Below are 26,345 nucleotides of genomic sequence, written 5' to 3' on the forward strand. Positions count from 1 at the left end.
CCGGCCCTATGACCTCGACCACACCGGCGATGGCATGCCGCCCGAACTGTGGCGCCTGCTGTACCGCCCCCTCCATCTCCAGCGCCATCCCCGGTATGCCCAACGGCAAGCCGGCCGGCGTGCGCTGCATCCAGCTCCAGGACGACAACCGCTGCGGCATCTTCGGCAGGCCGGAGCGCCCGGCCTGCTGCGGCGGTTTGCAGCCGTCCGCGGAAATGTGCGGCGCCAGCCGCGAGCAAGCGATGCTGTGGCTGGACGAACTGGAGCGCGCCACCGCGCCGGCCAACTGACGCCCCTTGGCGAAACATCCGTTACCAAGGAACGTAGTGCCAAACCCGCTGTCCAACCATGGGTGCCTTGCCGCGAGAGCAGGCACACTTACATGCGAGCGGCGGACCACATGGACAAAAAACACGAACACCGCAACGATGCCCGTACCGTCTTATTCGTCGACCCGAACGGCGACATCCTGACCTGGGACCGCGAAAGCGCCGCCGCGTTCGGATGGCCGGACGGCCAATCAAAAAACATCGCCGACGTGCTGGCGCCGGAGGCGCGCGAAGACTGGAAGCGCGACGCCGCCGCGCTGCTGTCGGAGGGCGGCAGCCGGACCGTCGACGTCGCCGCCGACGACGCGCGCCCGCGCCGCGCCCACATGCGGCTGTGGCCGCAGTACGCGCCGGACGGCCAACTGGCCGGCTGCGCCATCGATATCGCCGCCGCGCAGCCAGGCGGCCGGCGCAGGGCCGACATGATCGGCGCGCTGCCGCTCAGCGCCATCATCAAACTGTTTCCGGGAACCTTTTATGTGATCGACCGCGAAGGCCGCTTCGTGCTGTGGAACAGCAACCTGGAACGCATGACCGAAATGACGTCGCGCCAGCTCGAACGACTCAAGGTGTCACAGCTGTTCAACAAGGAGGACCGCGCCCGGGTCGAGGAAAATCTGCGCGCGGTGATCGACCAGAACCAGGAGGCGCTGATCGAGGCCAGCTTCGTCAGCCGCAGCGGCAAGGCCAGCACCTTCCTGATGTCCGGCACGCGCATCCGTTGCGAGGACGAGCATTACGTCTGCGGCATCGGGCTGGACATGACCCGCCGCCACGAACAGGAAATCCTGCTGCGCCTGCGCGAGCGCGCGCTGCACGCGGCCAGCAACGGCATCATCATCAGCCGCTGCGCCGGCAAGGACAATCCGATCGTCTACGTCAACCCGGCTTTCGAACGCATCACCGGCTACAGCGCGCAGGAAGTCATGGGCCGCGATTCGCGCTTCATGGCGGCGCCCGGACTGGACCAGGACGCCCGCATGCAGCTGCGCGAGGCCATCTGCGAGCGGCGCGAGGCCAACGTGATTTTCCGCAACCTGCGCAAGGACGGCGAGCTGTTCTGGAACGAGCTGACCATCACGCCGGTGCACGACGACAACGGCATTGTCACGCACTACATCGGGGTCATCAACGACGTCACCGCCGTCAAGCAGCGCACCTCGCACCTGGAACACCGGGTCAACCACGATCCCCTGACCGGGCTGGCCAACCGCAACCTGCTGTGGGACCGGCTTGAGCAGGCGCTGCATGTCGCCCAGCGCAACAAAACGCTGGTGGCGACGATGCTGATCGACCTGAACAAGTTCAAGCTGATCAACGACACCTTCGGCCACGAGGCCGGCGACGTGGTGCTGACCGCAGTCGCCAGGCGCATGCTGGCGTCGGTGCGCGACAGCGACACCGTCGCCCGGCTCAGCGGCGACGAATTCGTGCTGGTGCTGGCCAACCAGCCGTCGCTGCGCTACACCTTGCGCATGATCGACCGGCTGCGCGAGGCGCTGGCGGTGCCGGTCGCCTTCGACAGCACCGAGATCGCCATCGGCGCGGCCATCGGCGTGAGCATCTATCCGCACGACGGCGATTCCCCGGTCGACCTGGTCAAGGCGGCCGACATCGCCATGTACCACGCCAAATCGGCCGGCAAAAGCGATGTGCACTTTTATTCGGCGGACATGAAGTCGTCCTCGGACGCCAAACACAAGATGGAAGCGGACATGCGCGCGGCACTCGACAAGGACGAGTTCTTTTTGCTGTTCCAGCCGCGCCTGTGCACGCGGACCGATCGCTACGGCAGCGTCGAGGCGCTGCTGCGCTGGCGCCACCCCGAACTGGGGGTGTTGACGCCGATTTCGTTCATGGCCGAGGCCGAGGAGAACGGCATGGTGCGGGCGATCGGCGCACGCGTGCTCGATCTCGCGGTGCAGTTCCTGCGCGACATGCGCGACGAGGGCTTCGTCGATCTGGCGGCCTCCATCAATGTCGGCTACCGCGAAATCAGCCAGCCGAACTTTATCGCCGACATCCATCGGCGCTTGATGGACGCCGGTTTGCCGGCCGACAGCCTGGCACTGGAAATCAACGAAAAGAATTTGGTGCGTAACCTGCAACTGAGCCGCGATGTAACACGGCAAATGCATGACGCCGGCATTAAACTGTCCATCGACGAGTTCGGCAATGGTTTTACCAGCTTGAGCAACCTGCCCGCGCTGGGGGCGTCTCACCTGAAACTAAACAAGACGGCGGTCAGCGGGATTTCCCAGGACGGCGACCATGGCACGCTGGCGACCATACTGATCGACGTCGGCCACGATCTGAAAATAGAGGTGGTCGGCACGGGCGTGGAGACGGAACTGCAAGCGGCGTTCCTGCGTGAGAACGGCTGCGACGAACTGCAGGGCAGCTTTATCAGCCACCCGCTGGCGGCCAGCGCCCTCAAACCGCTACTGGTGCCGCATTCCCGGCGCACCTAGCGCACCGCCATCTGCGACAACAATTGCATCAGCTGCGCATACACGCGCGCGTAGAATTTCGCCCGGGACTTGGACGCGGGCGCCACGGACGGCGTTTGCGGGCATGCGGCCACACCGTTACGGGGGACATTGGACGACGGAGTGGAATGGGACATGATGCCTCCTGGCTGGTTCATTGACGCCTCTCCCATCGATAAAATCTTACTCATGGAGTTTCAGCGGCGTATGGGGTATATTTTCATCCCGCATGCACGCGCGATCAAACGAGTTATTTTCGATTGATGCATAAGAAAAATTTAGCCTCAGGATGCCATGAACAAACCGTTGCGCTCCCTGTCCGGCCTCGTCGACTTCGACTGCGCGGCCCGCTGGGGCAGTTTCAAGCTGGCCGCACAGGAACTGCACAAGACGCCGGCGGCGATCAGCCTGCAGGTCAAGCAGCTCGAGGCCGCGCTCGGCTTCGAGCTGTTCATCCGCCACCCGCGCCACATCACGCTGACGGAAAAGGGGCAGGAGCTGGCCGTGACGGTGCGCCGCGTGCTGGGCGAGCTGCGCGCCAAGGTCGAGGCGCTGCGGGGCGACGACGAGGAGAAAATCCTGCGCATCTCGACCACCCATTCGCTGGCGATCAAATGGCTGGTGCAGCGCATCGACCGCTTCACCAAGCTGTATCCGGAGCTCGATATCCGCATCGACTCGACCGACCGGCTGGTCGATATGAACGACGACAACACCGACGTCGCGCTGCGCATCACGGAGGTCGACAACGACGATCCCGACTTTCTGTTCCACGTGCGGCTGGTGGCGGTCTACAGCCCGTCCTTGCTGGCACAAGGCGAGACGGCGCTGACCCCGGCCGACCTGCGGCGCTTTCCGCTGCTATACGAGGACTCCACCGAAAATTGGATCAGGTTGCTGCGCGATCACGGCTTGCTCAAGGGAAAGCACGACTTTTCGCGCTCCTACACCAACGCGGCGGTGCTGGTGCAGGCGGCGCTGGCCGGCCACGGCGTCGGCCTGACCCATTACACCATCGCCTATGAAGACATCCGCAGCGGCGCGCTGAAGATGATCCCCGGCTTCACCGCCACCTACGGGCGCGGCTACCGGCTGCTGGTCAACCCCGGCAAGCGCGGGATGAGCAAAGTTGCCCACTTCAGCGCCTGGCTGCGCGCCGAGATCGCCGAGGTCGAACGGTCATTCGATTGACGCCGCGCGGGGAATGGGCTACCTTTTGCGCAGTCAATATCCCCCGGGCGCCGCATGACCGCATCACTCCGTGCACTACTCCCCCTCCTCGCCGGCGCGCTGCTGGCGGCGCAGCCATCAATGACCACAGCGGCGGCGACGGCGGAGCCGGCCCAACGCACGCTGCGCTTCGTGCAAAAGATCGAAGACGCACCCGCCCAGTCGGGTCCGCGCAAGGGCGGCTTCCAGGAGGCCTTGGGCAACGCGCTGGGCAAGCAGCTGGGCATGAAGGTGCAGTTCCTCGGCCTGCCACGCAAACGCATGACGAGCGCGCTCGAATCGGGTGACGGCGACATCGTCTGCGGCTATCTGCCCGCCTGGTTCAAGGGCGACTTCAACTGGAGCCGCACTTTCATCCCCACCTCCGAGGTACTGATCGCCTCGAAACGGGTGCCGGCGCCGGCGTCGATCGAGGCCGTGCGCGGCAAAACCGTCGGCACCGTGCTCGGCTTCCACTACCCGGACATCGAACAAAAGCTCGGCGCCGACTTCGTGCGCGACGACGCTCCATCGCTCAACCTGACGGTGCGCAAGTGGCAGGCCGGGCGCTTCGACTATTTCCTGACCACGGGCCAGTCGATCGAGAAGCAATTCCCCCACGGCGAGCTGGCGGCCGGCTACAACCTGCTGGTCGTCAGCGAGGTCAAGAGCGGTTGCGCCGTTTCGCGCAAGGGCCACGTCACCGTGGAACAGGTCAGCGCCGCCCTCGACGCGCTGGAGAAAAACGGCGAAATGACGCGGTTGCTGCGGCTGCGCTGACCGCCATTTTTACCGCACTGCGACACCGCCCCGCGCGACGCGCGGCGGCGGGCTTTCAACCCGCAAAGCCAGGCGGGGTCGTACCCCAAGGGGTACGCCCCCTCACCACTGGTGCGCGCTCCGCCCTCGGGGGCGCCGGGTTGCGACTTTTTATGTCGCACCGCACAATTTCGTATTACGGTTGAGTTAGATTACGAAAAGACAACGCCGAACATGGTAAGCTTCGACCCCGGCGGCACAAACATCGCGTCTTTCCCTCAAACTCCCTCGCGTAACTACTTAATTACATGGATATTGTTCTCGCACTAAAAGCCATCATCATGGGCCTGGTCGAAGGTTTCACGGAATTCCTGCCGATCTCCTCCACCGGTCACCTGATCCTCACCGAGCACCTGCTGGGCTTTCAGGGCATGGAAGAACAAATGAACGTCTTTGAAATCGTGATCCAGGCCGGCGCCATCTTCGCCGTCTGCTGGGAGTACCGCGCCCGCATCGCCAAGGCCTTCGCCGGCGTGACCTCCGACCGCGCCCAGCAACGCTTCGTCCTCAACATCGGCATCGCCTTCCTGCCGCTGGCCGTGCTGGGCCTGATCTTCGGCAACCTGCTCAAGACCTACCTGTTCAAGCCGGTGCCGGTGGCCATCGCGCTGATCGTCGGCGGCATCATCATCCTGCTCGTCGAGCGCCACGCGGCGGCCAACCCGGTCAGCGTGCGCGTGCGCTCGGTCGAGGACATGACGCCGCTCGACGCCTTGAAAATGGGCATCGCCCAAGCGTTCGCGCTGATTCCGGGCACCAGCCGCTCCGGCTCGACCATCATCGGCGGCATGATGTTCGGCCTGTCGCGCCAGGTGGCCACCGAGTTTTCCTTCCTGCTCGGCATTCCGACCCTGCTGATCGCCTCCGCCTATTCGCTGTACAAGGCGCGCGCGCTGCTGTCGGTGTCGGACCTGCCGATGTTTACCCTTGGCACCGTCGCAGCCTTTATTTCCGCTTTCTTCTGCGTGCGCTGGCTGCTGCGCTATATCGCCACCCATACTTTCACGATATTTGCGTGGTATCGCATCGCTTTTGGCCTGCTGGTGCTCATCACAGGTTACACTGGCGTGATCGTCTGGAAGGACTAACTTTTTGAGTAGTTGCAGTGGCATCATGAATCACCAGGAAAATAACGAACGCGCCCTCGACCTGCTGCAAACCGTGTTCGGCTATCCGGCGTTCCGCGGCCAGCAGGCCGAGATTGTCGGCCACGTCAGCGGCGGCGGCGACGCGCTGGTGCTGATGCCCACCGGCGGCGGCAAGTCGCTGTGCTATCAAATTCCGGCGCTGGTGCGCGACGGCGTCGGCGTGGTCATCTCGCCGCTGATCGCGCTGATGCAGGACCAGGTCGACGCGCTGGCCGAGGTCGGCGTACGCGCCGCCTTCCTGAACTCCACCCAGACCTACGAGGAAGCCCAGCGCATCGAGCGCCTGGTGCGCACCGGCGAGATCGACCTGGTCTATGTCGCCCCCGAGCGGCTGATGACGGACCGCTGCCTCAACCTGTTCCAGGCCTCGAAGATCGCGCTGTTCGCCATCGACGAGGCGCATTGCGTCTCGCAGTGGGGCCACGATTTCCGGCCGGAGTACATCAAGCTGTCGGTGCTGCACGAGCAATTCCCCAACGTGCCGCGCATCGCGCTGACCGCCACCGCCGACCCGCAAACCCGCGCCGAAATCGTCCACCGCCTGCAACTGGGCGACGCGATGCAGTTCGTGTCGTCGTTCGACCGCCCCAACATCCGTTACCAGATCGTTGAAAAGGCCAACGGCCGCAAGCAATTGCTCGACTTCATCACCACCGAGCATGGCGGCGATTGCGGCATCGTCTACTGCCTGTCGCGCAAGAAGGTCGAGGAAACCGCCGAATTCCTCAACGAAAACGGCGTGCGCGCGATGGCCTACCACGCCGGCATGGACCACGCCAAGCGCGCGGCCAACCAGGCCAAGTTCCTGCGCGAGGAAAACATCGTCATGTGCGCCACGATCGCCTTCGGCATGGGCATCGACAAGCCGGACGTGCGTTTCGTCTGCCACCTGGATCTGCCGAAAAGCATCGAAGGCTACTACCAGGAGACCGGCCGCGCCGGCCGCGACGGCGCCCCAGCCAATGCCTGGATGGCCTACGGCTTGCAGGACGTGGTGCTGCAGCGGCGCATGATCGACGAATCGGAAGCCGACGAAACCTTCAAGCGCGTGCTGGGCAACAAGCTCGACGCGATGCTGGGGCTGTGCGAAACCCTGAGCTGCCGGCGCGTGCGCCTGCTCGACTACTTCGGCGAGCGCTCCGGCCCGTGCGGCAACTGCGATACCTGCCTGATTCCGCCGGTGTCCTTCGACGGCACGGTGCCGGTGCAAAAGCTGCTGTCGGCCGTGTACCGCGTCGACCAGCGCTTCGCCGCCGGCCACGTGATCGAAGTGCTGCGCGGTGTCGAGACGGAACGCATCAAGACCTGGCACCACGATTCGCTGTCGGTGTTCGGCATCGGCGCCGACCGCAGCGAGCAGGAATGGCGCGCGATCCTGCGCCAGGCCATCGCGCTGGGACTGGTGACGGTCGACCACGAGTCATACAGCTCGCTCAAGCTGACCGACGCCGCGCGTCCGGTGCTCAAGGGCGGACAGAAGGTGCAGCTGCGGCAGTACCAGAAACCGGTCAAGCAGAAAAGCGCCAGCCGCGCCTCCAAGGGGTATGTGGAGAGCGACCTGTCGACCGGCGAGCAGGCCATCTTCGACAAGCTGCGCTGGTGGCGGGTGGAGACGGCGCGCGCGCACGACGTGGCGGCGTACATCATCTTCAACGACGCGACGTTGCGCGAGATCGCCAAGGCGCGTCCCACCACCCTGTCGGACCTGCGCGGCATCTCCGGCGTCGGCGAAAAGAAACTGGCCTCCTACGGCGACGAGATCGTCGCCATGATCAGCGAAATGGAGTAAGCATGCACCCGTCGGCGGTTTTTCATCGTTCGCTCGCGCAGTTGTGCGGGATGTTGGGCAAGATCGAGGCGGCCGAGGGTGAAGCCGGCGTTGGCGATGGTTTGCTGGCGGCGCGACTGCACGAGGACATGCTGCCGTTCGCGCAGCATGTGAGGGCCACCGCCAACTTCGCGCTGCGCGGCTGCTGTCCGTTGGCCGGGGTGCCGGTGGTCAGCTTCAATGGCGACGAAATCTCGTTCGCCGGGTTGCAGTGGCAGGTGGTCGAGACGATGCGCTTTATCGCCGACATCCCGCCGTCGCAATTCAATGGACCGGCCGACCGTATCTGCAACGACCGCGCGGGGTTCGCCGACCTGGCGCTGCCGGCCGACGAATACCTGAATTTGTATATCCTGCCGAATTTCTATTTCCACCTGAGCATGGTGTACGCGATCGCGCGCAGCCGTGGGGTGGCGATCGGCAAGGGCGATTTCGATGGGTATCACATCTACGCACCCGGATTTTCGTGGGAAAAACCCGCATAGCCATGCGGGGTCGTACCCCGTACGGGGTACGACCCCTAAGAGGCGGCGCTAGCGTCGAGGCGAAAGTTTAACGGGTTGTACGGCCTACGCCACGACACTCCGGTATCGGCTCGGCGGCGCGCCCACGCTGTCGCGGAAGCGGTGACTGAAATGGCTTAAATCCGCATACCCGCACGCATCGGCGATCTGCTGCAAGGGCTGGCTGGTGGTCTTCAACAACCGCCGCGCGTGCTCGATGCGCCGCTGCGCCACCCAAGCCGACGGCGGCATGCCGAACGAAATCCTGAACATGCGCGCCAGGTGATACTCCGACAAGCACGCCAGCTGCGCCAACGTCCCCAACGAAATTTGCAGCGCCAGATTGGCCTCGATATAGTCGGCCAAACGGCGGCGCACCACCGGCGCCAGCCCGCCACGCACCCGCTGCGCAGGCGCCGGCATCGATTGCGACAGCAGCAGATGGCTCAAGGTCTCGTGCGTCACCTCGTTGGCGCGCAGCTGCGCGTCCGGCCCCTCCCACGACATTTCCGCCAGCCCCGCGCACAACGCGCCGATGCGCTCATGCTCGAAATAGGTGCGGTCGGCCAGGGTCAGTTCGCGCGGCTCGCGGTCCAGCTCCACCACCGCGCGCCGCGTGAAATGCTCGGGCAAAAAATAGACGTGCAAGAACCGCAGCGGCCCGCGCACCATCCAGCTCGACTCGTGCCAGTCCGGCAGCGTGCAAAGCCGCTCCGGCGCGCCGTAAAGTCCCGGCAGCTCCCCGCGCTCCGTACGATAACCGCCGCCCATGTAGTACGACAGCGTATGGTGTCCCGGCTTGTTGTAGCTGGTCTCGGCGATCTCGGTGTCGCGCCGCCAGATGGCGACCGCCAAATCATCCCCAAGCCAGGCGAAACGCTCCAGCTGCGCGTCCGTCTCCGACATCGTCCGGAACACGGCGTGCGAAATCAGCCCGTCGGGCGCGGGCGATAGCGAATTGGGAGAGGAACGTGCTGGCATGATGGGTAAAGTCTAGCACGGGCGGCTCCCACCGCCTCGGCCCCGCCGCGAAATGCGCAATTTCAGACAAGCCGCCGGCGGCGCCGCTCCGGCATGCTGACGACATGAATATCTTCCTTTACCTTCTGACTGTCCTGATCTGGGGGACCACCTGGATCGCCATCACCTTCCAATTGGGCGTGGTGCCGGCGCCGGTATCGATCGCCTATCGATTCTGGCTGGCGGCCGCCGTGCTGATGGCCTTCCTGCTGATCACCCGCAAACCCTGGTGGCCGCCGCGCCAGGCCTGGCCCTATCTGTTCGCGCAAGGCATCGCGCTGTTTTGCCTGAACTTCCTGTGCTTCTACTACGCCAGCCAATGGGTCACCAGCGGGCTGGAAGCAGTGGTCTTCTCCACCGCGCCGCTGTGGAACGCCATCAACGGCCGCATCTTCCTCGGACGGCCGATCCGCCGCCAGGTGATGATGGGCGCCCTGCTCGGCCTGTGCGGCATCGTGCTGCTGTTCGCGCCGCAGATGGCCGGCCACTGGAACGACAGCAAGGTGCTGTTCGGCCTCGCGCTGACCCTGGCCGGCACCTTGTGCTTCTCGTGCGGGAACCTGCTGTCGAGCCGCATGCAGTCGCTGGGCCTGACGCCCGCGCTGACCAACACCTGGGCCATGCTGATCGGCTCGACCACCCTGGGCGTTGCGGCGCTGGCGATGGGCATGCCGTTCGCGCTCGATCCGTCGCCGCGCTATCTGGGCGCGCTGCTGTATCTCGCCATTCCCGGCTCGGTGATCGGCTTTACCGCGTATTTACTGCTGGTCGGCCGTATTGGACCGGACCGCGCGGCATATTCCACGGTATTATTCCCCATCGTGGCACTGACCATTTCGACCATTTACGAGGGCTACCACTGGACGCCGCTGGCCTTGAGCGGGCTGGCGCTGGTGTTGGCGGGGAACCTGCTGGCGTTTCTGCCGCTGGCGCCGCGCACCAAACTGATGGAGGCCGCATAACCCGGGGGATGCATGACCAGCAGGGCTTATTTCGCAGGACTGACAATACTGGCCGCTTTTTCAGCGTACGCCGTCGAACCAGCCGCCGATACCATTTACCGCAACGGCTATGTTTATACCGTCGACGCCAAGGACAGCGTGCATGAAGCGCTGGCCGTGCGCGCCGGCCGCATCGTCTACGTCGGCGACAACGCCGGCGTCCTGCCGCTGACCGGCAAAGCGACCAAGGTCGTCGACCTGAAAGGCCGCATGCTGATGCCCGGCCTGGTCGACGGCCATATGCATCCGCAATCGGGCGGCAGCCGCCTGCTCAATTGCAGCCTCGATTACCAGGCACTGACCGTCGCCCAGTTCCAGTCGCGCATCCAGGCCTGCATCGACAAGGACAAGCGCAGCGGAAAACCCTCCGGACCCGACCGCTGGCTGGTGGTGGTCAACTGGTTCCAGCAAGGGATGCTGCCGGAAGGCGTGGAAACCACCGCCGCCACGCTGGACGCGCTGAAAACCGACCGCCCCGTCCTCGTCCGGTCTTCCTTCGGCCACTCGGTGCAGCTGAACTCCAAGGCGATCAAACTGGCCGGCATCACGCGCGACACCAAAGACCCGGCGGGCGGAAAAATCACCCGCGATGCCAGTGGCAACGCCACCGGCCTGCTGGAGGACGCCGCCCAGGACATGGCGATGAACCTTCTACCGCCGCTGACGGTGGCCGAGAACCTGGCCGCCTCCACCGCCGCGCTGGCGGCGATGCGCAAGCAAGGCATCACCTCCTTCCTCGACGCCTACACCGATCCGGAGACGATGACCGCGTTCACCGACCTGCACAAACAGGGCAAGCTGACCGCGCGCGCCCATTTCGCGGTGCTGGTCGATCTGGACAAGGGCGCGACGCCGCAAAGCGCCGTCGCCGACCTGCTCAAGCAGCAGAAGCAGTTCGACCAGGGGCCGACCACGGTCGCGCCGTCAATGCAGGTGCGCCACGCCAAACTGTTCATGGACGGCGTGATCTCGGCGCCCGCCTTCACCGGCGCCATGCTGGAGCCTTATCTGGTCAACAAAGGCACGGCCGACAAGCCGGACTGGCAACCCGGCGCCAGCAACGGGCCGGCCAGCTACTTCACCCAGGAGGCGCTGAGGACCACGCTGACCGAACTGGCCAACGCCCGCATCGATCCGCACATCCACGTCGATGGCGACCGCGCCGTGCGCGAGACGCTGGACGCGATCGAATACCTGCGCACCACGCCGGCCGGCAAGGACGTGCGCCCGGCGCTGGCGCACGACGAAATCGTCGACCCGGCCGACTATCCGCGCTTCGCCAAGCTCGATGTAACGCCGGTGCTGTCGTTCCAGTGGGCCAAGCCGGCGCCCGACACCGTCGGCGCATTAAAGGACTATATGGGGCCGGCGCGCTACGCCACCGTCCAGCCGCAGGCGCTGCTGCTCGACGCCGGCGCCCGCATCGCCTATGGCAGCGACTGGCCGGTCGATCCGCTGGACGAATGGTTCGCGCTCAAGGTGGGCGTGACCCGCACCGCCGCCCCGGACGCCGGCAAGGAATACGCAGGCCGGCTTGGCAAGCAACCAGGCCTCCCGCGCGCCGCCGCGCTGCGCGCCATCACCATGAACGCGGCGTACACGCTGCGGCAGGAGGCGCTGACCGGCTCCCTGGAAGTGGGCAAGCTTGCCGACATGATCGTCCTGGACCGGAATTTCTTCACGATCCCGGCGCAGGACATCGCCAACACCAAGGTGCTGCAGACCGTCGTGGGCGGCAAAATTGTGTATCAGGCCAAGGGCATGCGTTAAGATGTCGGCCTCACACGCCAGCACTTGAACAGACCCGCCATGCAACTCGCCATCTCCCTGTTGATCATCATCGCCACCGCGCTGGTGGTCTATGCGATCATCAAGACCAATCCCGCCAAGCCGACGGTGCTGCCACCGCGTCCGGCGACGCCGTACGAGCCGAAACTGCCGGACGCGCCGGCGGCGCTGCACTGGTCCGACGACGGCCGCTTCCTGGTCGAAGTGGTCAACGAGTCGCGCTATCAGCACACGCTGAAGGAACTGGCCGGCGACCATGGCGACCACCAGGCCAGGGTGCCGTATCTGGCCACGCTGGTGCCCGACGACGCCAATCCGTATGAAAGCGCCGCCGTCGCCGTCTTCCTTAACGGCCGCATGGCCGGCTACCTGTCGCAGAAAGCCTCGCTGGCGTTCCGCGCCAACCTGAAACGAGAGGAAGTCGCCGACCGGATCACCACCTGCGACGCGCAGGTGCGTGGCGGCGGCGTTTGGAAAAACGGCCGCCTGTCGTATGTCGTGGTGCTGGATATGGAGACGCTGGAGGCGTGATGAAGTCACTGGCCGCACTGATGTCAATAACATTCGCGATGGCGGCCGGCGCGGCCGCCGGCCAGACCTTGATCGTGCACTACAGCGAACGGGCGGGGATCCACTACACCAACCAGCAAGGCCAGTTGGCCGGCGACGCGGCCAAGCCGGTGACCGAGGCTCTAACCGCCGCCGGCATCGCCTACGAAATCCGCCGCACGCCGGCCAAGCGCCAGCTCGTGCTGCTCAAGGAGAACCGCGAGCCGGCTTGCATGATGAGCTGGGTCGATATGCCTGGGCGCGACAACAAGGGAAAATTCTCCGACGTGATCTCGCGGGGCGAGTACGAACGCCGTCTCTGGTGCAGCAAGATGGTGCCGGACGATGTGATCAAGCGCTTCAACGCGGCGCTGGCCGCGCAGGCGAAATAACTACTTCTTGGTGAAGACCAGGTCCCACACGCCGTGGCCCAGTTTCAGGCCACGGTTTTCAAACTTGGTCAGCGGACGGTAGGCCGGCTGCGCCGCGTAGGCGTCGGCGGTGTTTTGCAGGCCCTCTTCGGCGCCCAGCACTTCCAGCATCTGCACGGCGTAGTCTTCCCAGTCGGTCGCGCAGTGCAGGTAGCCGCCCACGGCCAGCTTTTGCACCAGCAGCTTGACGAACGGCGCCTGGATCAGGCGGCGCTTGTTGTGGCGCGCCTTGTGCCACGGGTCCGGGAAGAAGATATGCACGCCGTGCAGCGAGCCGTCCGGGATCATCTGGTTCAGCACCTCGACCGCGTCGTGCTGGATGGCCTTCAGATTGGTCAGTCCCTGTTCGTCGATCAGCTTGAGCAGGCTGCCCACGCCGGGCGTATGCACTTCGACGCCGATGAAGTCCTTCTCCGGCATCGCGGCGGCGATGTGCGCGGTCGTGCCGCCCATGCCAAAGCCGATTTCCAGCACCACCGGCGCCTTGCGGCCGAACACCTGCTCGTAGTCGAGCGGCGCCTTGGTGTAACCGATCATGAACTTCGGCCCCTGCTCCTCCAGCGCGCGCGCCTGCGCGGTCGACAAGCGGCCGGCGCGGGTCACGAAGCTGCGGATGCGGTGTTCGGTTGGGTCGTAGAGCATCGGCCGCGCCGGGCCGTCTTTAGGGGTTTCGGAAGACATGATGGAAGCTGGTGGATAAGCTGATAAATAATGAGGCAGCATTATATCAGTGCGCCCAGAACGTAACCCCGCAGGTCGATCAGTCGCGGGGTCGTACCCGACGGGTACGACCCCTCTGACGGTGGCGGGTTAAACGCCCGGGGGCCGTCAGCAAATGATTGACACTCACAGGGAGTTGAGGTCTAATCGTGAAAAGAGGCGTGAAATCGTTTTCAAACGTCAAAATGCCCTCCCCGCCCCGTATCCAACCTGCTAGAACGACAAAAATGACCGATTTCACGCAATTCCCACCCTCGTTTACCTGGGGCATCGCCACCAGCGCATTCCAGATTGAAGGCGGCGCGACCGCCGACGGCAAAGGTCCGTCGATCTGGGATACTTTCAGTCACACCCCCGGCAAGATCATCGACGGCACCAACGGCGACGTCGCCTGCGACCACTACAACCGCTACCCGGAAGACGTGGCCATCATGGCCAGCCTGGGCGTGGACGCCTACCGCTTCTCGATGGCGTGGTCGCGCGTGCAGCCAACCGGCAAAGGCGCCTGGAACGAGGCCGGCTTCGCCTTCTACGACCGTCTGCTGACCGAACTGGAAAGCAAGGGCATCGACGCCCACGTGACCTTGTACCACTGGGACCTGCCGCAAGGCCTGGAAGACGAAGGCGGCTGGCTCAATCGCGACACCGCTTATCGCTTCGCCGACTACGCGGCCGAAGTGGCGCGCCGTTTCGGCAATCGTCTGAAAACGATTGCGACGCACAACGAGCCATGGTGCACGGCCAACCTGGGCTACGGGAATTCGCAGTTCGCGCCCGGCGTGACCGACCTGAAAAAATCGGTGCAGGTCTCGCACCACCTGCTGCTGTCGCACGGACTGGCGATGCAGGCGATGCGCGCGGTCGGCAGCTCGGCCAAGCTGGGCATCGTCCTGAATCAGTGGACCGCCGACCCGGCCACCGACAGCGCGGCCGACATCGCGATGGCGGAATTCGAATACGCCCGCTCGGTGCAGTGGTTCATGGATCCTATCTTCAAGGGCAAATACCCGCAGCTGGCGCTCGACACCTACGGCGCCAACGGCCCGGATATCCACGAGAACGACTTCAAGGACATCCAGCACCGCATCGACTTCCTGGGCGTGAACTACTACTTCCGCTCCTACTGCAGCGCCGAAGTGCCGCCGCGCCAGCCGGAAGCGAAACTGGGCAAGACCGACATGGGCTGGGAGATCTACCCGGACGGCCTGACCGAGCTGCTGCTCAAGCTCCACGACGAATACGAACTGCCGCCGATCTACATCACCGAGAACGGCATGGCCAATCCGGACACCGTCGTTGACGGCGAAGTGCCGGACGAAGCGCGCATCGACTTCGTGCAACGCCACCTGAAGGCGCTCAACGACGCCCGCCTGCAAGGCGTGAACGTGCAAGGCTACTTCCTTTGGAGTTTGCTGGATAACTTCGAATGGAACTCGGGCTACGCCAAGCGTTTCGGCATCGTCCATGTCGACTACGCGACGCAGAAGCGCACCTTGAAGCACAGCGCCCTGTGGTACCGCGATTACCTGGTGCAGCAGCGCGCACCGCAGGCCGCCCACGCCGCCTGATCACGTAGGGCGGATTAGGCGGAACGCCGTAATCGGCCATGTGAGAGCCGACGACGGCTCATGCATGGCCGATTACGCTGCGCTAATCCGCCCTACGTAATACAAGCATCCCAGACTGGCATTACCTATTGGCCGCAGAGCCAAGTGCTACACTCCACAGAGAACAACGAGGACGACATCATGCAGACCGCACCTTCCGCCACGCCGCAAGAGCACCAGAAGCCGGCGCCCGCCGCCCCCGGCGAGCAGCAATCGCTGTTCCGCGCCATGTTCGCGCGCGGCACGCCGATGCTCTGGGTCCCCACCGGCTACTTTTCGATGGCGCTGACGTACATGATGCTTACCAGCGTCACGTCCATCATGTTCAAGAACCTCGGCATGAGCAACGGCGAGGCGGCGCAATACGCCAGCTATCTGATCCTGGCCTACACCATCAAGCCGCTGTTCGCCCCCTTCGTTGAAATGTACCGCACCAAGAAGTTCTTCGTGCTGTGCGCGCAGCTGATCGTCGGCATCGGCTTCGGCGCCGTCGCGCTGTCAATGTCGCTGCCAAACTACCTGCACATCATGGTGTTCCTGTTCGGCATACTGTCGCTGGTCGGCGCCACCCAGGACATCGCCTCCGACGGCGTCTATGTCACCTCGCTCGACTCGAAGACGCAGTCGCTGTTCTGCGGCATCCAGAGCTTGAGCTGGAACGTCGGTCCCATCGTCGCCTCCGGCGGCATGGTGTACCTGAGCGGCTGGCTGCACACCAATTACTTCCACCACGAGGCCGGCGTGTTCGGGCCGGCGTGGATCGACTCGTGGCGCATCATCTTCTTCATCGCCGCCGCCATCACCGTGGTCACCGCGCTGTGGCACCTGCGCGTGATGCCGGACGGCGCCAAGGCCGAAAACGCGCCCAAGTCGGTGGGCGAGGCGGCCTTCATCCTGCGCGACTCCTTCGTCACCTTCTTCCAGAAGCGCGACGTCTGGCTGATGGTCGGCTTCGCTTTCGTGTTCCGCCTCAGTATCGGCCTGCTGGAAAAGATCGGTCCGTTCTTCATGGTCGATCCCGTTTCCAAGGGCGGCCTGGGCTTGTCCAACGAGATGCTGGGCCTGATCTACGGCACCTACGGCCTGATCGCCGTGCTGCTTGGTTCCTTGCTGGGCGGCATCTTTGTCGCTCGGCGCGGCCTGCCTGCCACCTTGTTCATTCTGTGCTGCGCGGTCAACATTCCCAATGTTACGTTCTTGCTGATGGGTATCTACCAGCCGGAAAACCTGTGGCTGATCAGCGCCGGCGTGGCGATCGAGAAGTTCTTCTTCGGCTTCGGCTCGGTCGGCTTCATGATCTACCTGATGCAGCAACTGGCGCCGGGCAAATACACGACCACCCACTACGCCTTCGGCACCGGCCTGATGGGCCTGTGCATGCTGGTCACCGGCGTCGTCAGCGGCCACCTGCAACAGGCGCTCGGTTATGTACATTACTTCTGGCTGGTGATGGCGGCGACGATTCCATCTTTCCTGGTGACGTGGTTCGCGCCGTTCCACAACAAGGAATAGTCCTCAGAATTCGCCCTGCGGCCGCCATGGCCCGCAGGGTGCCCACGCCCCTCCATCCCACGCCCCTCCATCCCGCGCCGCTTTTTTCTCGAGGCAAATTGGTATACCATATATAAGATACCAACCACCCAAGAGCGCCCCATGCATACGCGCAGGAGTCTTCTCACCCGTCTGGCGGCTGCGGTTCCGGCGCTGGCATTGCTCCGCTATGGCATCGCCGCCGACGACAACCCCGCCCGGTCCCCCGGCAAAGCGGGCGGTTCGAATGCGGTAGCCGGATGGAAGCAAACCGGGGCGGGGATCGAAGGTACGATCGGACAAACGCTATTGCGCATCGACTTCGTCACAGACCAGATCGTGCGCGTGACCGCAACCCGCAATCCCGGCTGGTCGAAGGCAACGAGCCTGATGCGCGTCGACACCGCCGCCAAACCGGGTCCGATCAAGACGCACGAAGACGCTGGCACACTCACCCTGCAATCGGCCCGCCTGTCGGTGAAACTCGATCAGGCCACCGGTGCCATTTCTTTCCGGCGGCCGGATGGCACGTTGCTGCTGGAGGAGTCCAGCGGGAACCCGAGGGCGTTCGAACCAGTGGAGGTGACCAAGTCCGTGCCCGACCCCGCCACGGTGAAGACCGTCAAAACGGTCGACGGCGAGCGCCAGGTGGTGGGCACCTATGTGCGCAAAAAGGACCGCGATGCCTGGAAAGTGACCGCGCGGTTCAGATTCGGCGACCACGAAGCGCTCTACGGGCTCGGTTTCGATGAAACCGACGACCTGAACCTGCGTGGCAAGAGCAAGCGCCTGTACCAGCACAACCTGCGCATCGTCGTGCCCTTCCTCGTTTCCACGCGGGGCTACGGCCTGCTGTTCGATACCTATAGCCTGCTCACCTTCGCCGATGGCAAGGATGGGGCATCGGTGGGCAGCGACGTCGCGGACGAGCTGGATTACTACTTCGTACTTGGCCCCTCCATGGACGGCGCGATCGCAGGGTATCGTCAACTGACGGGCGCCGCCGCCATGCTGCCCAAATGGGCCTTCGGCTACATGCAATCGAAGGAGCGCTATGTTACCCAGCAGGAATTGATCGCTACGGCCAAGCAGTTCCGCGACCGCAAGATCCCGATGGACGTCATGGTCCAGGACTGGAACTACTGGCTCGATGGCCGCTGGGGCAGCTTGGTGCCGGATGCGGCGCGCTATCCGGATATCGGGGCGATGACGAAGGCCGTCCACGACATGAACGCGAAGGTGATGATCTCGATCTGGCCGAATCCGAGCCCGCTCGACCCGCCCGGCCAGGCATTGAAGGAGCGCGGTTACACCCTCGCCGGCACCGAATACGTCGATTTCTTCCAGCGCAAGGCGGGCGATCTGTATTTCGATAATGTCTGGAAGTATCTCGGCCGCCACGGCATCGATGCCTGGTGGTGCGATTCGACCGAGCCGACCACGGCCGACTGGGGCGGCGCCAAGCGCAACAAGGATGCCGACGACGCCAACATCCGCGTCCTGGCCGATACCGTCGGCGCGCAGTTCATGAACGCCTACGCGCTGGTCGATTCGCAAAGTTTTTTCCGCAACTGGCGCAAAACCGTGCCGAACCAGCGGCTGGTGAACCTGACGCGGTCGGGGTATGCGGGAAGCCAGGCGGTGGGCGCCGTGGTGTGGACCGGCGATATTTCGGCGAAGTGGCCGGTGCTCGCGCAGCAGATGGCCGCGCTCCAGAACGGCAGCGCGTCGGGCACGCCCTATGTCACCTTCGACATCGGCGGTTTTTTTGTCGATCGCAAGGAGCAATGGTTCTGGGATGGCGACTACAAGGGCGGCGTGGCCGACCTGGGCTACCGCGAGCTGTACACGCGCTGGCTGCAACTGGGAGTGTTTCTTCCCATGTTCCGCAGCCACGGGACCGACACCCCGCGCGAGCCCTGGCAGTTCGGCGAGCCGGGCACGCCGTTCTACGATGCCATCCTGCGGTTTATTGAACTGCGGTACCGGTTGCTGCCGCATATCTATTCGCAGGCCGGACTTGTGCATCTGCGGGACGCCTCCTTCATCCGCCCCGTGGCGTTCGCCTTCCCGGACGACCGGCGCACCCACGACCTGAAGTCGCAAATGCTGTTCGGCGAGGGCATGATGGTCAGCCCCGTGCTCGAACCGATGTATTACGGCGTGGGGTCGGCGCCGCTGGCAGGGCGGGACAAAACGCGCGAGGTCTATTTGCCGAAGGGCACATGGATCGACTTCTGGACCGGGCGCCGGCTCACGGGCGGCAAGAGCGTCGTGGTCGATGCGCCGATCGAACGCATGCCGCTGCATGTGCGCGCCGGCAGCGTGATTCCCCTGGGACCGGCGATGCAATATTCATCGGAGGACACGGACCCGGTGATCGAGTTGCGAGTCTATCCCGGCGCGGACGGCGAGTACACCTATTACGAAGATGCCGGCGACGGCTGGGGGTATGAGCGTGGCGAGTACGCGCTCACGGCCATGCGCTGGGACGACGCGGCGCGAAGACTGACGTTGCTCCGGCGCCAGGGCCGCTATCCGGGAATGAAGGAAACACGCCGGTTCAAGGTCGTCGTCGTCGGCCGCGCGGATGGCCGCGGCGCCGCACCGGCAGGCAAGGCGGCGAAACTGGTCGTCTACGAGGGCCGGACGGTCGTCGTCGATGCCCTGACGCGCTAGCCGTGTTGGCAGCCCGGTTGCCGCCTGCGGCAGGCGCTCGCTTATGTACACTACTTCCGGCTGGTCATGGCGGCCACGATTCCATCTTTCCTGGTCACGTGGTGCGCGCCCTCCCATAACAAGGAGCAGGCTGTCCAAAAACTGAACCGCTTTTAAGTGTGCGCTGGCACGCGCACGATTGACTGAAGTCCTGCTTGTTGAACTTTGCGTCGGTATGATGACCCGCAAGGGATTTCATTAGTCAATCGTCAAAGGACTTGCGCATGGTTACGGAAACACTGCGGTTCAACGGCATCAAGCGGGAGCTGCTAGGGGACCCGTCGGAAACCGAGATCGATGACCTGCGCCGCGAGCTTGAGGAGCGCATCCGTCACTTTTTGCCCGACAGCGGCGGCGACCCGCTGACCGAAGCCATGCGTTCGGCGGCGCTGAGTACCGGCAAGCGCATGCGCCCTTTGTTGCTGATGCTGGTCGCGCGCGACCTCGGCTGCTCGTCGCCCGCGCTGCTCGACGCTGCCTGCGCGGTAGAACTGGTCCACGCGGCCTCCCTGATCCTTGACGACATGCCTTGCATGGACGACGCCCAGCTGCGGCGCGGCAAGCCCACCGTGCATATCCAGTTCGGCGAAAACGTCGCCATCCTGGCGTCGGTCGCCCTGCTCAGCCGCGCCTTCCATATTCTTTCCCAGACGCAAGATATCTCGCCATTGATCCGCACGCGGCTGGTGAGCGCGCTGGCCGAAACGGTCGGCGCGCAGGGACTGGTCCGGGGACAATTCGAGGATTTGCACGGCGGCCACAAACGCTCGGTCGACGACATCGCCACCACCAATGAACTCAAAACCGGCGTGCTGCTCGGCCTGTCCGTGGAGATGGCCGGCATCATCGCCCAGGCCGACGAACGGGTGCTGCAATCGCTGCGCTCCTTCGCCATGGCCGCAGGCCACGCGTTCCAGATCAAGGACGACCTGCTGGATGTCCCCGGCAACGACTGCGCGCTGACCGGCAAGGATGTCGGCAAGGACGCCGGCAAGGCGACCATCACCGCCACCCTCGGCATGGAAAAAACCCAGCGCCGCCTGGCCGCGCATCTGCGCGACGCCGACGACTACCTGACAGACGCCGTCGGCAGCAAGCAACGCACACGCCTTCTGGTCGGGAACCTGTTCCGCAAGGCCGGCCCGGTCGCCGATCTGCACGCGCCGTAGCGCGCGTCGAGAGGACATCGCATGGCCCATTTCGGCGTGGTCGCCCCGGCCTTCTACAGCCATTTCAACGCTTTGTCGGCGCTGGCGCTGGCGTTGATCGAGCGCGGACACCAGGTCACCTTCCTGCACCGGCCCGACGCCGCCGGCTGGATACCGGACGCCCGCATCGGCTTCCATGCGCTTGGCGCGGGGCGCTATCCGCCAGGCTCGCTGGCCGCCTCGCTGCGGCTCGCGGCCAATCCGGGCAGCCCTTTGGGACTGCGCAAGGTCATCGTCGATATGGCCGACACCACCGACATGCTGTGCCGCGAACTACCCGCCGCGATCGAAGCGCTGCGCATCGACGCCCTGCTCGGCGACCAGATGGAGGCGGCGGCCGGACTGGTGGCCGAGGCGCTGGAGCTGCCATTCGTATCGGTCGCGTGCGCGCTGCCGGTCAACCGCGAAGCGGGTGTCCCGCTGCCGGTGATGCCGTTCGCGTTCGGCACCGACGAGCGCTCGTTGAAGATGGTCGAAGGCAGCACCCGCGTCTACGACTGGCTCATGGCGCCGCACCGCAAGGTGATCGAGCGTCAAGCGCGCGCCCTGGGCATTCCGGCGCGCGGCATGCTGCACGAGTGCCTGTCGCCGCTGGCGCAGATCAGCCAGACGGTGGCGGCCTTCGACTTTCCGCGCCATCATTTGCCAGCGAATTTCCACCACGTCGGCCCTTTGCGGCATGTCGCCACCGGTATTCCGTCGCCGTCAGGCCCGCGCATCGATCCCATGCCGGCCATCGCCGATGAGCGCCCTTTCATCTTCGCCTCGCTGGGCACACTGCAAGGCCAGCGCTTTGCGCTGTTCAAGCGCATCGCGCGCGCGTGCCGGGATCTGAATGTCCAACTGCTGGTCGCCCATTGTGGAGGGCTGAACCCGCAACAGGCGCTGGCCGTCGAACGCGCCGGGCCCACGGGAGCGACGACTGTCTGCGCGTTCGCACCCCAGCAGGCGGTGCTGGCACGCGCGGACGCCGTGGTCTCCCACGCGGGGCTGAACACGGCGATGGACGCGGTCGCCGCACGCACGCCGATACTGGCGCTGCCGATCGCCTTCGACCAGCCGGGCGTGGCGGCGCGCATCTGCCATGCGGGCATCGGCCTGCGCGCGTCGCCGCGCCTCGCCGGCGCGGCCCAACTGGGCAGGCACTTGCGGCGGCTGCTCGATGAACCGGAATACGGGCGGCGGCTTGCCGCACTGTCGGACCAGCTGGTGCAAGCCGGCGGCACGCCACGCGCCGCCGACATCGTCGAAACGGCGCTGAACCTGAACCGGCACGATGACAGCGATGCCCGCCGGGTAGCGAGCGGCCTCGCATGAGTACCGCGCCGTACGACGTGATCCTGGCCGGCGGCGGCCTGGCCAACGCGCTGATCGCGTGGCGGCTGCGGACCGCGCGCCCATCGCTGCGCATCCTGCTGCTCGAGCAGGACGACCGGATAGGCGGCAACCATACCTGGTCGTTTCATGACAGCGACCTCGATGCGTCGCAACGGCAGTGGCTCGCGCCGCTGGTATCGGCGCGCTGGCCGGATTACGACGTCATCTTCCCCGAACACGCCAGGACGCTCGACGGCGGCTACACCAGCATCGCCTCGGACGATTTCGCGCGCGTCATCGAAGCCGCGTTGGATGGCGCGCTGCGGCTCGGTGCCCGGATAGAAGAGCTGACGCCAACCACGGTGCGCCTGGACGGCGGGGAGATGCTGCATGCGGGGGCCGTCATCGATGGCCGGGGTCCACGCTCGTCCGACCGGCTGGCGCTGGGCTACCAAACCTTCCTCGGACAGGAAGTACGCCTCGCCGCGCCGCACGGACTGACCTCACCCATCATCATGGACGCCAGCGTCGCGCAGCAAGGCGGCTACCGTTTCGTCTACGTGCTGCCTTTCGCGCCCGATCGCCTGCTGATCGAAGACACGCACTACGTCGACACCGGCGTGTGGGAGCCGGAACGGCTGAGCGCCAACATCTCCGCCTACGCCGCCTCACGCAACTGGCACATCGAAGAGGTCATCCGCGAGGAACACGGCTCGCTGCCGATCGTGCTGGCCGGCGACATCGATCGATTCTGGTCGGATCTGAACGGACAACCCACTTCCGGCCTGCGGGCGGGCCTGTTCCACCCGACGACCGGCTATTCGCTGCCCCACGCGGTGCGGCTGGCCGAAAAGATCGCCGCGCTCGACGACTTGCGCGCGCCCCCATTGTTCGACGCCATACGCGAGACCGCGCTGCACGAATGGCGCGGACAGCGCTTTTTCCGGCTGCTCAATCGCATGCTGTTCCTGGCCGGCGACGCCGACAGCCGCTGGCGCGTGATGCAGCGTTTTTACCATTTGCCGGCGCCGTTGATCGCGCGCTTTTACGCCGGCCGTCCGACCCTGGGCGACAAGGCCCGCCTGCTGTCGGGAAAACCGCCGGTGCCGGTCGGCCAGGCCATATCGGCCGCACGCAAAATCCATCCCCACCAAATCAGGAAAACCGAATGAACGAAACAAAACAGGCAGTGGTTGTCGGCGCCGGCTTTGGCGGCCTGGCGCTGGCCATCCGTCTGCAAGCGAGCGGGATTCAAACCACCTTGCTCGAAAAACGCGACAAGCCGGGCGGCCGCGCCTACGTCTACCAGGACCAGGGATTCACCTTCGACGCCGGGCCCACCGTCATCACAGATCCGTCGGCGATCGAGGAGCTGTTCACCGTCGCCGGCAAGCGACTGTCGGACTACGTGGAGATGCTGCCGGTGGCGCCGTTCTACCGCCTGTGCTGGGAGGACGGCAGCCACTTCGATTACGCCAACGACCAGGAGTCGCTGGACCGCCAGATCCACGCGCTCAACCCGGCCGACGTGCAGGGCTACCAGCGATTCCTGGCTTATTCCAAGGCGGTGTTCGACGAGGGCTACCTGAAGCTCGGAGCCGTGCCCTTCCTGTCGTTCCGCGACATGATCGCGGCCGGCCCGCAACTGGCGAAGCTGCAGGCATGGCGCAGCGTCTACAGCATCGTCTCGAAGTTCATTCAGAACGAACATCTGCGGCAGGCGTTTTCCTTCCACTCGCTGCTGGTCGGCGGCAATCCGTTCGCCACCTCGTCGATCTACACCCTGATCCACGCGCTGGAACGGCGCTGGGGCGTGTGGTTCCCGCGCGGCGGCACCGGCGCGCTGGTGAACGGCATGGTGCGCCTGTTCCAGGATATCGGCGGCCGCATCGAACTGAATGCGGACGTGGCGGCGATCGAAGCGAGCGGTGCGCGCGTCAACGGCGTGCGTCTGAAGGATGGCCGCCACTTCCCCGCGCAAGCGGTGGCGTCCAACGCGGACGTCGTCCATACCTACGCGGATTTGCTGTCGCAGCATCCGCGCGGCCCGTCGGAGGCCGGCGCGCTGCGCAAAAAACGCTTCAGCAACTCGCTGTTCGTGCTGTACTTCGGGCTCGATCACCATCACAGCCAGCTGCAGCACCACACGGTCTGTTTCGGGCCGCGCTACAAGGAACTGATCACCGAGATCTTCGGCGGCAAAGCGTTGGCCGACGACTTCTCGCTCTATTTGCACGCGCCGTGCATCACCGACCCATCGCTGGCGCCGCCCGGCTGCGGCAGCCACTACGTGCTGGCGCCGGTGCCGCACCTGGGCAAGGCGGATATCGACTGGACCGTCGAAGGCCCGCGCTACCGCGACCGCATCTTCGAGTACCTGGAGCGCCGCTACATGCCCGGCCTGCGCAAGCAACTGGTCACCAGCCGCATCTTCACGCCGCTCGACTTCCGCGACGAGCTCAATGCGCACGTCGGCTCGGCGTTTTCGCTTGAACCGATCCTGACGCAGAGCGCCTGGTTCCGCCCCCACAACCGCGATAGCGAGCTGGCGAATCTGTACCTGGTCGGCGCCGGCACCCATCCCGGCGCCGGCGTGCCCGGCGTGATCGGCTCCGCCAAGGCGACGGCCGGTTTGATGATCGAGGAGTTCGGGCGATGAGCGAGGCTTTGCTGGACCACGCGACCCAGACCATCAAGGTCGGATCGAAAAGCTTCGCCGCCGCCGCGAAGCTGTTTCCGGCCGACGTACGGCGCAGCGTGTTGATGCTGTACGCGTGGTGCCGCCACTGCGACGACGTGGTCGACGGCCAGGAGCTGGGCTTCGGCGCGGTGGAACTGGCGCCGGACGACGCCGCCGAAAAACTGGCGGAACTCGAAGACCGGACCCGGCGCGCCTACGCCGGCGAAAAGATGTCCGATCCCGCCTTCGCCGCCTTCCAGGAGGTGGCGCTGCGCCACAAGATCGAACCGCATTTCGCCTTCGACCACCTGGCCGGTTTCGCCATGGACGTCGAACAGGCGCGCTACGAGACCATCGACGACACGCTGCGCTACTGCTATCACGTGGCCGGCGTGGTCGGCCTGATGATGGCATCGATCATGGGCGCCAGCAAGGCGACGGTGCTGGACCGCGCCTGCGACCTGGGCCTGGCTTTTCAGCTGACCAATATCGCCCGCGACATCGTCGAGGATGCGCGCATGGGCCGCTGCTACGTGCCCGCCGCGTGGCTGCGCGAGGCGGGCATTCCGGTGGACGAAGTGGGGTTGCCGAAGCACCGCGCGGCCCTGGCCCGTGTGGCGACGCGGCTGGTCGATTACGCCGAGCCGTATTACGCCTCCGCCAACCAGGGCATCATCGCCCTGCCGCTGCGCTGCGCGTGGGCCATCGCCACCGCGCGTAATGTCTACCGGCAGATCGGCGTCAAAGTGAAAGCTCGTGGCGCGCACGCCTGGGATGAACGGGTGGGCACGTCGCGCGCGACCAAACTGTGGCTGCTGGCGAAGGGCGGCGCCAGCGCGCTTACTTCGCGTCTTCGGCGGATGTCGCCGCGTCCGCAGGGGTTGTGGCAGCGTCCCGACCACGTTGGCGCAGAGGACCATCGTGCAGCACGCGCAGTTGACGCTTGAGTTCATCGACCGGCGGCGCGTACAGGAATCCGAACGAGACCGCGCCCTCTTTGCCTTCGACGGCGTGGTGCATGCGGTGCGCCTGGTAGAGCCGCTTCAGATAGCCGCTGCGGGGCGTGTATTGAAACGGCCAACGGCGGTGAACCAGGCCGTCGTGCGCGACGAAGTACAGGAAACCGTAGGCGGTCATGCCGGCGCCTATCCATTCGAGGGGATGGTAGCCTTCGGTACCGAAGTAAATCAGCGCGATCGCCAATCCGGCGAAAACGACGGCGTACAGATCGTTCTTTTCGAACCATCCGGTGCGCGGTTCGTGGTGCGAGCGGTGCCATCCCCAACCGAAACCATGCATCACATATTTGTGCGCGACAATAGAAAATAATTCCATCAACACAATGGTGATCAGGACGATGAGCGTGTTCAATATCATGGGTCGGAACGATCCGTCAGGTGTAAGCGGCGCCGATGAAAACGGCGATGAAGACAGCCTACCATAGGCGCTAT

Annotated in this window: 23 protein-coding genes; 19 read left to right on the forward strand and 4 right to left on the reverse strand. The window is 64.9% G+C overall.

Annotation, left to right across the window (positions count from 1 at the left end; translation table 11 throughout):
- Nucleotides 1–8 precede the first annotated feature (8 nt).
- Both NHH88_31025 and NHH88_31030 read left to right on the forward strand, forming a co-directional pair.
- Nucleotides 9–290, forward strand: a complete 282-nt coding sequence (locus tag NHH88_31025; GenBank protein USX14023.1) for a YkgJ family cysteine cluster protein — start codon at nt 9–11, stop codon at nt 288–290.
- A 110-nt stretch (nt 291–400) separates the two neighbouring features.
- Complete coding sequence (locus NHH88_31030) at nt 401–2,800, forward strand: EAL domain-containing protein (GenBank protein ID USX14024.1); 2,400 nt, start codon at nt 401–403, stop codon at nt 2,798–2,800.
- On the opposite strand, the gene NHH88_31035 is transcribed toward NHH88_31030, so the two are convergent.
- Nucleotides 2,797–2,955 carry a hypothetical protein gene (locus NHH88_31035; GenBank protein USX14025.1) on the reverse strand — a complete coding sequence of 53 codons (159 nt, stop codon included), beginning with the start codon at nt 2,953–2,955 and terminating at the stop codon, nt 2,797–2,799. The two genes, NHH88_31030 and NHH88_31035, sit on opposite strands and share 4 nt — an antisense overlap.
- A 157-nt stretch (nt 2,956–3,112) precedes the next feature.
- Between NHH88_31035 and NHH88_31040 the strand changes: the two genes are divergently transcribed.
- The 5 genes from NHH88_31040 to NHH88_31060 all read left to right on the forward strand — a co-directional run bounded on the left by NHH88_31040 (nt 3,113) and on the right by NHH88_31060 (nt 8,307).
- A complete protein-coding gene (locus NHH88_31040; protein ID USX14026.1) occupies nt 3,113–4,009 on the forward strand; it encodes a LysR substrate-binding domain-containing protein in 897 nt (298 codons plus the stop codon).
- Nucleotides 4,010–4,063: 54 nt separating this feature from the next.
- Complete coding sequence (locus NHH88_31045; GenBank protein USX14027.1) at nt 4,064–4,807, forward strand: transporter substrate-binding domain-containing protein; 744 nt, start codon at nt 4,064–4,066, stop codon at nt 4,805–4,807.
- A 287-nt stretch (nt 4,808–5,094) separates the two neighbouring features.
- A complete protein-coding gene (locus NHH88_31050; GenBank protein USX14028.1) occupies nt 5,095–5,934 on the forward strand; it encodes an undecaprenyl-diphosphate phosphatase in 840 nt (279 codons plus the stop codon).
- Nucleotides 5,935–5,959: 25 nt separating this feature from the next.
- Nucleotides 5,960–7,783: a DNA helicase RecQ gene (gene recQ, locus NHH88_31055; GenBank protein USX14029.1), complete on the forward strand. Its 1,824-nt coding sequence runs from the start codon at nt 5,960–5,962 to the stop codon at nt 7,781–7,783.
- Between the two features lie 2 nt (nt 7,784–7,785).
- On the forward strand, nt 7,786–8,307 hold the full coding sequence (locus tag NHH88_31060; protein ID USX14030.1) for a DUF1993 domain-containing protein: 522 nt from the start codon (nt 7,786–7,788) through the stop codon (nt 8,305–8,307).
- An 84-nt stretch (nt 8,308–8,391) separates the two neighbouring features.
- Here the strand turns inward: NHH88_31060 and NHH88_31065 are convergent, their stop codons facing one another.
- Nucleotides 8,392–9,306, reverse strand: a complete 915-nt coding sequence (locus tag NHH88_31065; protein USX14031.1) for an AraC family transcriptional regulator — start codon at nt 9,304–9,306, stop codon at nt 8,392–8,394.
- Nucleotides 9,307–9,410: 104 nt separating this feature from the next.
- Here NHH88_31065 and NHH88_31070 point away from each other — a divergent pair, with 104 nt between their 5' ends.
- Genes NHH88_31070 through NHH88_31085 form a run of 4 tightly spaced genes read left to right on the forward strand, consistent with a single transcriptional unit; the run spans nt 9,411 to nt 13,075 of the window.
- Nucleotides 9,411–10,307: an EamA family transporter gene (locus NHH88_31070; protein USX14032.1), complete on the forward strand. Its 897-nt coding sequence runs from the start codon at nt 9,411–9,413 to the stop codon at nt 10,305–10,307.
- 12 nt (nt 10,308–10,319) lie between these two features.
- Nucleotides 10,320–12,116, forward strand: a complete 1,797-nt coding sequence (locus NHH88_31075; GenBank protein ID USX14033.1) for an amidohydrolase — start codon at nt 10,320–10,322, stop codon at nt 12,114–12,116.
- A 39-nt stretch (nt 12,117–12,155) separates the two neighbouring features.
- Nucleotides 12,156–12,665 carry a hypothetical protein gene (locus NHH88_31080; protein USX14034.1) on the forward strand — a complete coding sequence of 170 codons (510 nt, stop codon included), beginning with the start codon at nt 12,156–12,158 and terminating at the stop codon, nt 12,663–12,665.
- Nucleotides 12,665–13,075 carry a hypothetical protein gene (locus NHH88_31085; protein ID USX14035.1) on the forward strand — a complete coding sequence of 137 codons (411 nt, stop codon included), beginning with the start codon at nt 12,665–12,667 and terminating at the stop codon, nt 13,073–13,075. The genes NHH88_31080 and NHH88_31085 overlap by 1 nt, the downstream gene beginning before the upstream one ends.
- Here the strand turns inward: NHH88_31085 and trmB are convergent, their stop codons facing one another.
- Nucleotides 13,076–13,756 (reverse strand): tRNA (guanosine(46)-N7)-methyltransferase TrmB, encoded by a 681-nt coding sequence (gene trmB, locus NHH88_31090; GenBank protein USX17487.1) that lies wholly within the window; start codon nt 13,754–13,756, stop codon nt 13,076–13,078.
- Nucleotides 13,757–14,061: 305 nt separating this feature from the next.
- Here trmB and NHH88_31095 point away from each other — a divergent pair, with 305 nt between their 5' ends.
- The 8 genes from NHH88_31095 (at nt 14,062) to NHH88_31130 (ending at nt 25,841) form a co-directional block, all read left to right on the forward strand.
- On the forward strand, nt 14,062–15,402 hold the full coding sequence (locus tag NHH88_31095; GenBank protein ID USX14036.1) for a GH1 family beta-glucosidase: 1,341 nt from the start codon (nt 14,062–14,064) through the stop codon (nt 15,400–15,402).
- A 267-nt stretch (nt 15,403–15,669) separates the two neighbouring features.
- Nucleotides 15,670–16,953 carry an MFS transporter gene (locus tag NHH88_31100; protein ID USX17488.1) on the forward strand — a complete coding sequence of 428 codons (1,284 nt, stop codon included), beginning with the start codon at nt 15,670–15,672 and terminating at the stop codon, nt 16,951–16,953.
- A 198-nt stretch (nt 16,954–17,151) separates the two neighbouring features.
- Nucleotides 17,152–19,650, forward strand: coding sequence for a glycoside hydrolase family 31 protein (locus tag NHH88_31105; GenBank protein USX14037.1), 2,499 nt, complete (start codon nt 17,152–17,154; stop codon nt 19,648–19,650).
- A 263-nt stretch (nt 19,651–19,913) separates the two neighbouring features.
- Nucleotides 19,914–20,858 (forward strand): polyprenyl synthetase family protein, encoded by a 945-nt coding sequence (locus NHH88_31110; protein ID USX14038.1) that lies wholly within the window; start codon nt 19,914–19,916, stop codon nt 20,856–20,858.
- Nucleotides 20,859–20,879: 21 nt separating this feature from the next.
- Complete coding sequence (locus NHH88_31115; GenBank protein USX14039.1) at nt 20,880–22,214, forward strand: glycosyltransferase; 1,335 nt, start codon at nt 20,880–20,882, stop codon at nt 22,212–22,214.
- The gene (crtY, locus tag NHH88_31120) at nt 22,211–23,386 is read left to right on the forward strand and encodes a lycopene beta-cyclase CrtY (GenBank protein ID USX14040.1); all 1,176 of its coding nucleotides are present in this window, start codon (nt 22,211–22,213) and stop codon (nt 23,384–23,386) included. The genes NHH88_31115 and crtY overlap by 4 nt, the downstream gene beginning before the upstream one ends.
- The gene (locus NHH88_31125; GenBank protein USX14041.1) at nt 23,383–24,873 is read left to right on the forward strand and encodes a phytoene desaturase; all 1,491 of its coding nucleotides are present in this window, start codon (nt 23,383–23,385) and stop codon (nt 24,871–24,873) included. Before crtY ends, NHH88_31125 begins: the two co-directional genes overlap by 4 nt.
- The gene (locus NHH88_31130) at nt 24,870–25,841 is read left to right on the forward strand and encodes a phytoene/squalene synthase family protein (protein ID USX14042.1); all 972 of its coding nucleotides are present in this window, start codon (nt 24,870–24,872) and stop codon (nt 25,839–25,841) included. Before NHH88_31125 ends, NHH88_31130 begins: the two co-directional genes overlap by 4 nt.
- On the opposite strand, the gene NHH88_31135 is transcribed toward NHH88_31130, so the two are convergent.
- Nucleotides 25,735–26,271, reverse strand: a complete 537-nt coding sequence (locus NHH88_31135) for a sterol desaturase family protein (GenBank protein ID USX14043.1) — start codon at nt 26,269–26,271, stop codon at nt 25,735–25,737. The genes NHH88_31130 and NHH88_31135 overlap by 107 nt on opposite strands.
- Between the last annotated feature and the right edge of the window lie 74 nt (nt 26,272–26,345).

It is taken from the genome of Oxalobacteraceae bacterium OTU3CAMAD1 (assembly GCA_024123915.1).
Taxonomy (GTDB): Bacteria; Pseudomonadota; Gammaproteobacteria; order Burkholderiales; family Burkholderiaceae_D; genus Rugamonas.